Here is a 12,649-nt window from a genome sequence, read left to right as displayed (position 1 = left end):
ATTGTTAACTTTGCATTTCAACTAATATCTTAAAAGACATCGCATGAGAAAACTAACTACACTTTTGTTGCTCCTGGTAGTATTGATTCCAACTGCCGGAGCACAGTCGACAGATCTTTTTAAAAAGAAGAAGAAAAAGAAAGGCACGACAGAAGCTGTGGATAAAGCGAAAGCCGACTCTATAGCAAAAGCAAAAAAAGATCCTCTGCAACCCTATGGCAAGGTTATCACCGGTAAAGCCAAGACGATGAACGGTTTCTTCAAGGTGCACAATGTAGAGGGAAAATACTATTTCGAGATAGCCGATTCTTTGTTAGGGCGTGATATCCTGATAGTCAACAGAATCGTAAAAGCACCGGTGGACAAACAGAAACGTAAAGCTGGCTATCCGGGTGACCATATCAGTGATGAGGTCATCCGCTTTGAAATTGGACCCGATAATAAGTTGTTTGTGCGTCAGATCTCCTACCTGGAACATTCGGCAGATACGCTTGGTCTCTATCAGGCAGTGCTGAATTCTAACGTGCAGCCTATTGTGGCTACTTTCCCGTTGAAAACCATCCGTAGGGAAAACGGAACAAAGAACTATGTTATCGAAATGACCGACTTTATCCGTAAGGATAATGAAATGTTCTCATTCTCCAGTAAGATGAAAGATAATATCGGAGCCACTTCAATGATAGCCGAAGCCAGCTATATCGATACTTTGAAAGCTTTCCCGCAAAATATCGAAGTTCGCACCGTGCGTACTTTCCAGCGGAAATCACCTATGGGAAGCGCTATTGAGAAAATGATGGCTGCTTATTATAGTTCTACCGGCCCGATGACTTACGAACTGAACAGTTCACTGTTATTGTTGCCTAAAGAGCCCATGAAGCCAAGATTGTTTGATAGTAGAGTAGGTTATTTCGCTGTCGGCTATAAAGACTTCGACGAAAATCCCCATGGTGTGAAATACAAAGCCAACATCACCCGTTGGCGTCTTGAACCGAAAGACGAAGACAAGGAGAAATACCTGCGTGGAGAATTAGTGGAACCGAAGAATCCGATCGTGATTTATATCGATCCGGCCACTCCTAAAAAGTGGGTTCCTTACCTCATTCAAGGAGTCAACGACTGGCAGGCAGCTTTCGAAAAAGCCGGATTCAAAAATGCTATTATCGGTAAAGAAGCTCCGACAGACGATCCTACCTGGAGTCTGGAAGACGCGCGCCATTCAGCCATCGTATACAAACCATCGGATATCCCGAACGCAAGCGGACCTCATGTGCACGACCCTCGTAGCGGTGAGATTCTTGAAACACATATCAATTGGTATCACAATGTAATGAGTCTGCTCTACAACTGGTACATCGTGCAGGCTGGTGCTATTGACCCGGGAGCCCGCAAACCACAGTTTGACGATGAGCTGATGGGTGAATTGATTCGTTTTGTGTCTTCGCATGAAGTGGGGCACACGCTAGGATTGCGTCACAACTTCGGTTCTTCCGCTACCGTTCCCGTAGAAAAATTGAGAGACAAAGCTTGGGTGGAAGCCAACGGACATACTCCATCTATCATGGACTATGCACGCTTTAACTACGTGGCCCAACCGGAAGATAGCATTTCGCGTACCGGCATCTTCCCTCGTATCGGCATGTATGATAAATGGGCCATTGAATGGGGATACCGCTGGTTGCCCGAATTTGAAACGGCAGAGGCAGAAATTCCACACATGAATAAATGGATTATCAAAAAACTGAAAGAGGATAAACGCTATACATTTGGCACAGAAAGCGATAGAGACGATCCCCGTAACCAGAATGAAGACTTGGGCGATGATGCGATGCTGGCAAGTACGTATGGTATCAAGAACCTGAAACGTGTGATGCCCGAAATCATGAACTGGACATATGAACCGAATGAGGGGTATGAAAAAGCAAGTGCTTTGTATAGTAACGTCGTAGGGCAGTTCTATTTGTACATGGGGCATGTGGCGACCAATGTTGGCGGTATCTATAGCACTCCCATTTCGGTGGAACAGACTGATGTGAAAGCGATAAAGTACGTACCGAAAGATATCCAGAAGAAAGCGATGGCATTTCTGAACAAGGAATTGTTCACTACACCTGCCTGGTTGATGGATAACAAGCTGACAGAAAAAACTAAGATCAACACTTTTAATCAGATTTTCCGTATACAAAGTAACATTCTGAAACAGCTGGTTAGTAGCCGTACGCTCGACAAGATGACTGCTAATGAGTTGATGAATGGAAATAAGGCCTATACTGCCAATGATATGTTTCTCGACTTGAAGAAAAGTATCTGGAGTGACCTTAGGGGAGGTAAGAGACCCGATCTTGCTCAACGTGGTTTGCAAAAAACTTATGTCAATGCATTGGTTGTGATGCTCGATAAACCCAAAAACTCTGGAACAAATTCCATTCTCTTTGCCTATATGTCTGATTCTCCCTCCGAAGCACCTGCCATTGCACGCGGACAGCTGACCGATCTTAGAAGGGAATTGACCAATGCTGCAAATGCTTCCAGCGGAATATACAAAAGTCATTATCTGAACTTGAAAGCATTGATTGACGCTGCATTCGAGGTTAAATAATCATTGGGTTTACGATTAGACGATTTACGGTGTGCGATTGATGTAAAATTGATTAATCTTCCCTTTTACCTCGTTAGAAAATTAGATAACATATTGCGTCGGTTTGAAACGACCTTTGATAACGAGTAGTCTTGCAAAATCATAAGTTAAAGATTAAATAAAGATTAGGCACGGATTACACAGATTACACGGTTAGTGCTATGCTTACACAAAGCAACCGTGAAATCCGTGTTATCCGTGCCTAAATTATAATAAAGCTAATCTTTTTTAGACTTTATCCCAATCCTTTTCAGCATTAAAGCAAGGACAGGCTTTGATCCATTCTTCCGGTTCAATCTCGCCATTTCCGTTCAGGTCGGGGCTAAGATCCCGGTGTCCACATATCCGGCAATCGGGATACTCTTTCAATAAAGCGAGAATCAATACGCGCAGAGAGTGTTTTTGCCAACAGGTGCGTGTGTCTTTCGGTTGTCCCATGCAGTCAAGTCCTCCTTCGTAGCAAATACCTATACTTTCCTTGTTGAAATCGCGACAATGCGCACCGACCTTTTCTATCGGACGGGTAGACTTTATATCACCGTTCTTGCGGATATAAAAATGATACCCCGTCCCGTTGAATCCACGCCTGCGGTGGCAGACGTCCAAATCAAATTCCGTAAAACTCTTGTCCTCGCGCGTGGCGGAGCAATGGATTACTATTAGATTGATAGTTCTCATGGATAAGACCGTTCATTGTCAGGCTTCCGCCACACTACGTTGCGAGCACTCTTTATGGATGCATTGCAAGGTGGCAGCCTGCGCCAGCTGACCTCTTAATGAGAATATCTCCGTATGCATCTCTTTCACTTTCGAGCTAAGGTCGAAATAATCCTTCAACACTTTTTCCAACTGCTGCATCAGAAAAGTATATTGGTCTTTCACCAGTTCGCTGAACTCTTTTACTTCTTGCGCCATTACTTTGCGCTTTTTGCGGTTACTGCCCAGAAAGGGCAGGATTGTCATAATGATCTCTATGATTTTATCAAGCATTTTAATAAATTGAAAATTGAGAATTGAGAATTAAAAAATAAATGTAGAAGGAAATAGAAACCGCATGGAGAGTAACTGTAGAAATCATTCCGTAATATCCATGCGGCACTGTTTTTAAAGATTAGGCTGCCGGATCCGGAGCTTCTCCGCTTCCGCCGCCATCACCGCTTCCGCCGTCTTTTCCGTCGTCGGTGCTTTCTCCGTCGCCCTTTGCTGTCAGGATGAAATCGACATTATTCTCGCCTCGGGTAGTGGCATGGCTCGTGTTGACCAATTGAAGCGCCTTGTCCGCCACGAAACGGACATTTACTTTGCGGATGCTGCGCACCGTGCAATCTTTCTCCTTTTCTGCTCCTTCGCTGCTCAATGTGATATGGAACGTACCCAATCCATCAATCTTCACCTTGTCGCCCTGGGTAAGCGATAGGCGCAACTGCTCGACAAAAGCCTCAATGGCATGCTTCACGTCTCCTGCAGTGAGCGAGGAGTTCGCTTCGATGGCATCCGCCAGCTTGTTGATGTCCATCACTCTTACTGTGCCCGATTTCTGGCGTACATAATACAACATCTGTGAATCCGGTTGATTCACATACTTTCTGCGCTGATAGCGCTCCACTAATACATTCATACAATTAAAAAGTTAAGGTTTAAGTAATAAAATTTTCTCTGTCCTTACGACATTACAAATATACGAAATATGAGAGGGAAAGTCAAGTGTTTTGCTATATATTTTGTATGTATAATGAAATAAAATGAGAAAATGATTTATGCTATATATTGTAATATAAAATTGTATATTATTGGTGTAACTGTTTCTTATTTGGCATGTTTCAGCATATACTCTAACGGAGGGACATATTCGGTGATCTTGGTCATTTCCGGATTATGCCTGAAATAGACGTTTCCTGTCTCTCCGTTGCGTTGCTTGGCTATGATGACTACTCCCAGGCCTTCGGTGGGATAACCACTTTCCCGGTCGGTCGTCACCCTTGCAAGGGCGGGACGGTAGAGCAGCATGACGACGTCTGCATCCTGTTCAATGGCTCCGCTCTCGCGGAGATGGGCCAGTTCGGGACGGCCGGCAGGGCGGTTTTCCGATTCGCGGTTTAGCTGGCTAAGCAGTACGACCGGTACATTCAGTTCTTTGGCTAGCAATTTTGCCTTGCGGGTGGCTTGTGCCACTTCCTGTTCGCGGTTGCGGTTGTTTTGACCGGTCGTCATGTCGCAGAGTTGCAGGTAGTCGATAATAATAGCATCGCACGCATGTTGGCTTTGCAGCAGTCGTGCGCTGGAACGTATATGTTCCATGTTGACCGATGTGCTGTCGTCTACGTGTATCGGCAGGCGTTTGAGGTCAGCGGCTGTCGTGCGTGCCTCTACGAGTTCCTGTTGGCTGACGGTTCCCGATCGCCAATGGCGGGCACTGATTTCGCTGACCGCTGTCAGCCATCGGTCTGCTAGTCGTTCCCCTTGCATCTCGAGGCTGTAGACAGCTACGGCATACCCTGCCATTGCTGCGCTTCGTGCCATGTGTAGTGCGAATGCCGTTTTTCCTACGCCGGGACGGGCGGCGACCACCACCAACTCGCCTTTCTGTAGTCCGGACGTCATGCGGTCCAGATCCGCCAGTCCGGTAGGGAGGCCGGTCACTCCGTTTTTGTTGTTGGCGATACGTCCTTCGGCTTCTACCATGGTGGCGGTCATTAGTTCATCCATGTCGCGCATGTGGTTGTTATGGCCGAATTCGCCTTCCAGACGGTCGAGCAGGTTATGTGCGTCTACCAGTGAGTCGTCGATATCCATCGTTTCGTCTAGCGAACAAGCGAGGAGTTTGTTGAACCCCAGAATCATTTCGCGTCGCAGGTATTTCTCGTGTACGATCTGCGCATGATATTCAAGATGGGCGGAGGTTGCCACCTTGCTGCTCAATTGGGTGATGCCGAACGGTCCGCCCGCCTCTTCGAGCTTTCCACGGTGGGAAAGCTCTTCTTTTACGGTGAGGATGTCTATCTTCATTCCTGCGTGGTACATGGCCAGTATGGCGGCATAGATAACCTGATGGCGCAGGACATAGAACATTTCGGGACGTAGCTTGTCGGCTACCAGTGGTATGGCTCCCTGCTCTATCAGGCAGGCACCGATGATGGCTTCTTCTATTTCGGGAGCCTGTGGTGAAACTCTGTTTTCGGTATTCATAGGATCAGTATTCGTTAAGAAAAGCTTTGTTGGATAAATAGCTGGCGGCATGGAGAAGGAAATTGATGTTCGTTTGGTGGAAATAATATTCCTCTATCCTGTCGATGGCGAGTTGTTGTTCCTTGTCGCTCAACTTTTTCCATTCGCGTTGTGCTTTGGCGATATTCTCTTTGGGAAGCTGTGTAATGCTGTGGAATTCATTCCAGAACAGGTGGAACTGTTCGTTGACGGTTTTCTTTTTCTGCTTGTCGCTGTCGGGAACTCCCACCCACTTGTCGTATTCGGTGACACGGATATGCAGGGAGGAATTGTTGGGGTGGGGGATGATTTCTATAATTCCCAGCGTGGTAAGCTCGTGTATGAACCGGAAGGCTTTTCCGACAGACCAGTGGAAGATGTGGCTCCAGTCGCGATAACTAAACAGGCTTTCGCCTCTTTTGCACAGGCAGTCTTTGTTCTGTCGGTCGTTATAGAGTGTATCCGAATAGTTGACTTTCATCAGGATTTTCAGGAGTGCTTCTAGTTCTCCTTCTTGCATGTGCAGGTCTTCTATCTGCTGCTGTACTAAGGCTTTAGGGATAATGAGAAAACCTTGTTTCAGCATGGTTTGGAAATTGATTTTTTTCATTGGGTGTTATTTAAATTTTCTGTAAAAGTACGCTGTTTCCGTGCGGTTTGCAAGGGGGATGTCTGTTTGTGGACGGGTGTGGACGAAGAAGAATAGTTGTGGTACATAAGTTGTTGTATTTTTGTTTTCTGTCATGGGGCGAAGAAGCGATTGGGAGATGAAACGGATGCTCTGTTTGTGTTTGATAGAGCTTCTGCCGGAGATAGACAGAGCCTTCGTTAGGGGGATTCGGAGGCTCTGTTTGGAATGAAAAAAACGGTCATTTTGCCGAACGCTTTGTGGAACGCTTTTTTCTTTCTGTAAATAGCTGTATAAATGATAGTTATCTTCTTTTCCGAAAAAAGTGGTGAACGCAAAGTGGAATACATAATAAACAATAAAAAGATAAATGATATATTTAAAAATATATAGTTCGATTTTCCTTTTATTCCTTGTCGATGTTTTCGTTTTCTACAACGTAATTAAACGTTTGTCGGCAAGTCGATGTGGGGAGGTCCCCAATGACGGTAAAGGATTAGTTGCATTTCGGGACTGATGTCGATTGTTTGGCAGGTGTAATACGCGGCAGCCAGTTGTTCGTTCAACGTCTTGTCTGCTTTGATGCGTTTGCGCATTTTTTTGCTGGCGGAAGAGGCGTTTGCCAGATCTGGAAAATATTCTTTTGCCAACTCGGAGAAATACTTGAATCCATTGATGCTGTAGTGTTCGACAGCTGGTTCATTGTTGTTCATAACTTTGTTGTTTTTTAGTAATTAAAATAGTTATTTGTTTAAAAAACTGCGCAAATGTATGAAAATAAATTTGATAGATAATGTGAATATTTCAGTTTTTAATTTTATATTTTTATGTGTGTAAATTTTTGTATATGTATTTTCTTATTTTACTAAAGTAAATTGTGGGAGTAGTAAATATTAATTATTAAATTATTTTTTAATGAAAAAGGAAAGTTTTACTTCGTTTATGAAGCAAGTGGCTGTTGATTTGCAGCAGAGTGGGAATTTAGGGACTGCTCATGTATATAGAAGTAGTTTGAATGCGATTCTTACTTTTCAGGGTTCCGGTTGTTTGTCGTTCCGGGAAATAACTCCGGAGTGGTTGAAGCATTTTGAGGGTAGCCTTCGTGCTCGTGGGTGTAGCTGGAACACGGTGTCTACGTATCTTCGCACGTTGCGTGCGGTTTACAATCGTGCTGTTGATCTTCGGAAAGCGCCTTATGTACCGCATTTGTTTCGCTCCGTATATACAGGTACGCGGGCGGACCGTCGTCGGGCATTGGATGCGGAGGATATGAAGAAAGTATTTGCCCGTCTGTTGCAGTCGGATGCGGTTACTCCTGCCATGAGGAGTGCGCAGGAGTTGTTCATTCTTATGTTCCTGCTCCGGGGGCTGCCTTTTGTCGATTTGGCTTATCTGCGCAAGAGTGATCTCCGAGGGAATGTGATTAGTTATCGTCGTCGTAAAACGGGGCGTCCATTGTCTGTGACGTTGACGTCGGAAGCGATGTTTCTTTTACGGAAGTATATGAATCGCGAGGAGCAGTCGCCCTATTTATTCCCGATTCTTCACAGTGACGAAGGTTCGCCAATGGCGTATAAGGAATATCAACTGGCTCTGCGCAATTTTAACTATCAGTTGGAACTGGTGGGAAAGCTGCTGGGACTCAAAGACCGGTTGAGCTCATATACCGCACGTCATACTTGGGCGACCACTGCGTATTATTGCGAAATTCATCCGGGCATTATTTCCGAAGCAATGGGACATTCGTCTATCACTGTAACGGAAACTTATTTGAAGCCTTTCCGGAGTAAGAAAATTGATGAAGCAAATAAACAAGTGCTCGACTTTGTAAAACGCTCGGTGATGGGCGCAAGTGCTTGATTCTTATTCTGTTACTTCGTAGGTAACGGGTTGAAATATCGGTGCAAATATGAGCATATTTCTTAAAACAACCAAACGAAATCATACATTTTTTCTAATAAACTACTCAAAAGAGGAATTAAACAAATAAAACACACGGATTCTTTGTATTAGGACTTTGTTAACTTCTAAATTTTGCAAAAGATTTCCCTCCCTCTACTGCCTTTCAGAAGCAGGGGTAAAAATGTTTCATTGCTTATCGTCTTATTTTTCAGTATTGACTACTCCAAAAGAGCAGGTACAAAGGTTTATCCGTTACCTACGAAGTAACGGGCGGCTATTATTGAAACTTAGTGTTTAATAATATATTATTAATGTAATTTTTAAGTAGTTATGAAGAAAAAATTTGTTAGGGTAATGCTTTTTGGGGCATTGACGCTTACAGTCAGTACAGCAGTAACGAGCTGTAAGGATTATGATGATGACATTAAAGGCTTGCAGGAGCAGGTTGATAAGATCACATCTGCTAGTCCTGTAAGCACGGAAGACATGAATGCAGCTGTTGATAAGGCGAGCAAGGAATTGAAAGATCAATTGGCTAAACTGGAAAAACTAGTGAATGATCCTTCGTCTGAAACTTCGTTGACACAGCAGATTGCTGATTTGCAGGAAGCTCTGAAAACAGCAGTAGGTGAGAATGCAAAAGATTTGGCTGGTAAACTGGCTATAGCTCAAAATGATTTGACCGCTTTGAAAAAGGCTTTAGGAGGTGATGATTACATCAACGGACTGAAGAAAAAGATCACCGACCTCGAAACTGCTAAATCTACTTTGCAGACTTTGATCGATGCCGAAGCTGCTTATCAGAATAATAAGGATATTAGTGGTTATAAAAATACCGGTTTTGATGCTTATCTGAATCAGGAGATTTTGAATGCTATCGACAAAGAGGGTAGCATTGCTGTTTATGTGGATAATGCAGTGAAAACGGCTGTCGGCACAGTGCTTAAAGACGTCAATGAGTATCTTTCTGAAAACTTTCAGGAAAATGCGGATCTTGCTGCTTTTGTAAAGAAAGTAAATGAAACGCTGTTCACTGAAGAGTATAAAGCTCAAATGGATAAACTGAATCTGTTGTTGACAGCTATTGACAACGCTGTAGGAGATGGCTCTACCTATGCCGATTATGCAGCTGTCATCAAACAGATTGATGATACGAAGCAACAACTGGCTGCACTGCAATTGCCTTCGGGTAAGGGTGTTACCTTTGATTCGGCTGTTAAAGATATTATCAGAACAGAATCTGAACAAAAAGCCGGTATTATAAAAAGTCTGGAAGAAAAACTGCAGGCAGAAATTGACGCTATCAAAGGCATGATTCAGAGCATTGTATATGTACCGGAATATGCAGACGGACAGGTGTTGTTTAATACTTACTATATGCAGTTTGGTGATAAGAAAGAAGATTGGAAACCTGTAGTCAATGTGGACGAAGTAACAGTGAAATTCCGTGTATCACCTTCTGCTGTGGTAGCTGATTTGGCTGCTAACTTCGGCAAGGAGAACGCAAAATATGATATTGCCGTAGATTGCCAGAAAGTGAAAACACGTGCTTTAAACGATCCGTTCAAGATAAAAGGAATCAAAACTGTAGAAGGAGAATCTAACTTGATTGAAGTGACGTTGGATGCCAGCGCAGTAAGTCATAGTTATGCTGTAGCTCTGACTGTAAAAGACAAGGTTGCTACAGATAAGAAAACGTTGAATGATGTTTCTTCAAACTATTTTGCTGCTGTGAAGAGTGATTTGTATATCAGCAAGGTAGAATGGGCATCTGCAAATGGTGCAGTAGCAACAGTGAAGAAAGGTGCTACTATTAACTATATGGAAAACGATGGAGATACAAAGGTTTCTGATTACGAGTTAACTGTGAATACATCAATAGATGGTAGTGGAAAGGTTAGCGGTACTTCTTCCACAAAGACTTTGGCTGAACTAGGCATCTCGGATAAATATTTCAAGGTGGCATTTGCATTTACAGATAAGGCTACGGCTGAAAAATCCTTTGAATTAAAAGAAGCAACTGGTGTTCTGACAGCTAAAGGAGATGCGGGAAGCAAAGCTACTGTGAAATCTACCGTAACAGTGACGGATCCTGCAACAGCCGGAGGTAAAACACCTGTGACAAAAGAATATACGGCTAAAGAATATACGGAAGTTAAAATCGTCAGCGAAGGAGAAGCACAAGTTATTACACTTAAATCGACAGAGTCTATTTTGTGGAATGCTATAGAAAAGTCATATAATATTACTACTATTGGTGCCGACGGTGTAGATAAGGTTATAGCTGCAATAAAGAAAGCATTAAATATAGATGTAGCGGGTGATTTCAGTTCTTGTACCTTTGATGCTGTTGCACAAGACCAGACAATTAAGTTGGGTTCTAATAGCGGTGAACTTGCCTTGACCGTTCCTGAAAAAACAACTTGTGAGGCTACTGATATTACTACGAAGATTACTAATGGTGATTATACAGTAGATGTAACAGTGAAGGGCGTAACCGTAACTCTTCCTGATGCAGAAAATAAAGCATTTAAATTGGTAGCTAATACTTATACAGACGGAACATTACTTATTAATTTAGGTAAAGATGTTAATGGTAAGGTAAATGCGGTAACAGCCTCCAGAAGCTTGAAAGAACTTTACACAAACTACGATAAAGTATATGAAAATTTGGTTACGACTGTCGGTGGTACAATGGAGTTTGCTCTTGCTGATGATGTTCAAAAAGATGCTGCTCCGGAAGAACGTAAAGGTGTAGAAGTTGCTAAAGACGGTACTGTTACAGTGTCTAATGATTACGATGGCAAACCAATCAAAGTCACACTGGAGGGAAAATGTGATAAAGAGAAAATATTCGCCATAACTATTTCAGTTGTAATTCCTGCTAATGAGTTGAACGGAACATTCGGCTATAAAGATGCAAAAAATACCAAATTTGAGTATGACGTGAAAGATGCGACTGCAAGAAAAGCTGGTCTTGATTTGACAACTGCATTTGTTTGGAAAGATGGAGATAAGAAAAACGTATGGCCTACAGCTGATAATGATACCTATGGCAGCAATAACGCTATGGATATCTATAATTTCTCTATCGTGTATTCTCTTTCAGGAAAAGATGCATCCTCTTTTGAAGTGCCTACTATTTCTGACAATAAACTTAAATTGATAAAATCAATAGCTGAAACAAGTACGATCAAGAGTACGATGGAAGTTGTTGTGACAGCTACTCCTACCTCTCCTTGGGGTAGCATGGTTGGTCAGGCTAAGTCGATAACAGTCACTGTTTCGACTTGGGTAGACAAACAATAATAACCTGCTAATTAATCAGATAACAATATCTCCCGTAACTTATAGGTTCTTCTAATAAAAGGAACGGGAGATATTAATCTCTGGTGATAGATAAACCCTTCTTCACCACGCTGGTGAAGAATACGTCAAGAAGTAACAGATGGAAGGTATTAGCTTGTGAAAGTCAGCCTCCCCTTTCTGTACTTCTTTTAGAAAGGGATGCCTCCCTAATTTCCCACAGGCATCCCTTTTATTTTTACTCTGAATGTATCTCCCTATATTATGCTAGTACGCTAAATTTTTTAATACTAGTACCCCATTTACCTATAGATTAAGGAGATGCTTTGAGAGAATACAGAAAGCCCGGGCTTGCGAAAGTCCGGGCTTTTTAATCTTTAAGAAGAAATCTTAGTTGTAGATTATCGCACGATAATTCCCTAATATCCATTCTTGTTATTTTACTTTCTCACATACCACCATGAAAATATCGGTATATCCTTCCTGAAGAAGAAAATGTATGATGATTTGCTATAGAGGAGAAATTGTGTTACCTTTGTATCTACAATTAATGAAAGGAGGGAATAAGATGGCAAGACCAATAAGAGAAACCTCAATATTGTTTGGAGAGGATGCTCGTCGGTTTGAAGAAAAGATGAAAAGTCCACGTAAAGTGTCGAAAGAGGAGCGGGAACGTAGACGCAAAAATTATGAGCTCGTTATGAAAGCGGCAACTAATTTTAAATAATTGGATAATGGGTGTACAAATAGACTTTTCTAAATTCCGTATTAGTCGGATGGAAGAAGGTGAAAAAAATAGAAGAATCGTTCAATTGCGGTGATGCCGACTTGAACGATTTTATTTTGCATGAGGCTCCGTTTTATGAGAAAAATAATTTTAGTCTACTGCTTCCAAATGATGATGATAAACATACTCGTTTGTTGTATTATGATTTGAAAGAAGAATAGACAACAATCAAACAAAAAGGCGACCC

At 42.6% G+C, this 12,649-nt stretch carries 11 protein-coding genes; 5 read left to right on the top strand and 6 right to left on the bottom strand.

Features of this window, described 5'->3' with window-relative positions; genetic code table 11:
• The first annotated feature begins 43 nt into the window (after positions 1 to 43).
• The gene (locus H8796_RS22310; protein ID WP_117933955.1) at positions 44 to 2,596 is read left to right on the top strand and encodes a zinc-dependent metalloprotease; all 2,553 of its coding nucleotides are present in this window, start codon (positions 44 to 46) and stop codon (positions 2,594 to 2,596) included.
• 267 nt (positions 2,597 to 2,863) lie between these two features.
• On the opposite strand, the gene H8796_RS22305 is transcribed toward H8796_RS22310, so the two are convergent.
• The 6 genes from H8796_RS22305 to H8796_RS22280 form a co-directional block, all read right to left on the bottom strand.
• Positions 2,864 to 3,313, bottom strand: coding sequence for an N-acetylmuramoyl-L-alanine amidase (locus H8796_RS22305; protein ID WP_117933953.1), 450 nt, complete (start codon positions 3,311 to 3,313; stop codon positions 2,864 to 2,866).
• 18 nt (positions 3,314 to 3,331) lie between these two features.
• Positions 3,332 to 3,625 carry a hypothetical protein gene (locus H8796_RS22300; protein WP_099147015.1) on the bottom strand — a complete coding sequence of 98 codons (294 nt, stop codon included), beginning with the start codon at positions 3,623 to 3,625 and terminating at the stop codon, positions 3,332 to 3,334.
• Between the two features lie 121 nt (positions 3,626 to 3,746).
• Positions 3,747 to 4,253: an HU family DNA-binding protein gene (locus H8796_RS22295; protein WP_117933951.1), complete on the bottom strand. Its 507-nt coding sequence runs from the start codon at positions 4,251 to 4,253 to the stop codon at positions 3,747 to 3,749.
• Between the two features lie 188 nt (positions 4,254 to 4,441).
• Entirely contained in the window at positions 4,442 to 5,821 is a 1,380-nt protein-coding gene (dnaB, locus tag H8796_RS22290) for a replicative DNA helicase (protein ID WP_117933949.1), read from the bottom strand.
• 4 nt (positions 5,822 to 5,825) lie between these two features.
• Positions 5,826 to 6,449, bottom strand: coding sequence for a hypothetical protein (locus tag H8796_RS22285; protein ID WP_117933947.1), 624 nt, complete (start codon positions 6,447 to 6,449; stop codon positions 5,826 to 5,828).
• A 461-nt stretch (positions 6,450 to 6,910) separates the two neighbouring features.
• Positions 6,911 to 7,180 carry a DUF4248 domain-containing protein gene (locus H8796_RS22280; RefSeq protein WP_099147019.1) on the bottom strand — a complete coding sequence of 90 codons (270 nt, stop codon included), beginning with the start codon at positions 7,178 to 7,180 and terminating at the stop codon, positions 6,911 to 6,913.
• 202 nt (positions 7,181 to 7,382) lie between these two features.
• Here H8796_RS22280 and H8796_RS22275 point away from each other — a divergent pair, with 202 nt between their 5' ends.
• The 4 genes from H8796_RS22275 (at position 7,383) to H8796_RS22260 (ending at position 12,623) form a co-directional block, all read left to right on the top strand.
• Positions 7,383 to 8,327, top strand: coding sequence for a site-specific integrase (locus tag H8796_RS22275; protein ID WP_117933945.1), 945 nt, complete (start codon positions 7,383 to 7,385; stop codon positions 8,325 to 8,327).
• Between the two features lie 372 nt (positions 8,328 to 8,699).
• A complete protein-coding gene (locus tag H8796_RS22270; RefSeq protein ID WP_117933943.1) occupies positions 8,700 to 11,678 on the top strand; it encodes a hypothetical protein in 2,979 nt (992 codons plus the stop codon).
• Between the two features lie 496 nt (positions 11,679 to 12,174).
• A complete protein-coding gene (locus tag H8796_RS22265) occupies positions 12,175 to 12,402 on the top strand; it encodes a hypothetical protein (RefSeq protein ID WP_117933941.1) in 228 nt (75 codons plus the stop codon).
• A 59-nt stretch (positions 12,403 to 12,461) separates the two neighbouring features.
• Positions 12,462 to 12,623 carry a hypothetical protein gene (locus tag H8796_RS22260; protein WP_187343877.1) on the top strand — a complete coding sequence of 54 codons (162 nt, stop codon included), beginning with the start codon at positions 12,462 to 12,464 and terminating at the stop codon, positions 12,621 to 12,623.
• Positions 12,624 to 12,649 lie beyond the last annotated feature (26 nt).

The organism is Bacteroides sp. M10 (assembly GCF_014334015.1).
Classification (GTDB): Bacteria; Bacteroidota; Bacteroidia; order Bacteroidales; family Bacteroidaceae; genus Bacteroides; species Bacteroides intestinigallinarum.
Note: the sequence above shows the minus strand (reverse complement) of the source record. Positions and strands in the feature narration are given on the sequence as shown.

What these genes read in the sequence shown, in the direction of transcription:
- H8796_RS22310 (WP_117933955.1), top strand. Translation starts at nt 44, where the DNA reads ATGAGAAAACTAACTACACTTTTGTTGCTCCTGGTAGTATTGATTCCA.
- H8796_RS22305 (WP_117933953.1), bottom strand. Translation starts at nt 3,313, where the DNA reads ATGAGAACTATCAATCTAATAGTAATCCATTGCTCCGCCACGCGCGAG.
- H8796_RS22300 (WP_099147015.1), bottom strand. Translation starts at nt 3,625, where the DNA reads ATGCTTGATAAAATCATAGAGATCATTATGACAATCCTGCCCTTTCTG.
- H8796_RS22295 (WP_117933951.1), bottom strand. Translation starts at nt 4,253, where the DNA reads ATGAATGTATTAGTGGAGCGCTATCAGCGCAGAAAGTATGTGAATCAA.
- dnaB (WP_117933949.1), bottom strand. Translation starts at nt 5,821, where the DNA reads ATGAATACCGAAAACAGAGTTTCACCACAGGCTCCCGAAATAGAAGAA.
- H8796_RS22285 (WP_117933947.1), bottom strand. Translation starts at nt 6,449, where the DNA reads ATGAAAAAAATCAATTTCCAAACCATGCTGAAACAAGGTTTTCTCATT.
- H8796_RS22280 (WP_099147019.1), bottom strand. Translation starts at nt 7,180, where the DNA reads ATGAACAACAATGAACCAGCTGTCGAACACTACAGCATCAATGGATTC.
- H8796_RS22275 (WP_117933945.1), top strand. Translation starts at nt 7,383, where the DNA reads ATGAAAAAGGAAAGTTTTACTTCGTTTATGAAGCAAGTGGCTGTTGAT.
- H8796_RS22270 (WP_117933943.1), top strand. Translation starts at nt 8,700, where the DNA reads ATGAAGAAAAAATTTGTTAGGGTAATGCTTTTTGGGGCATTGACGCTT.
- H8796_RS22265 (WP_117933941.1), top strand. Translation starts at nt 12,175, where the DNA reads ATGATGATTTGCTATAGAGGAGAAATTGTGTTACCTTTGTATCTACAA.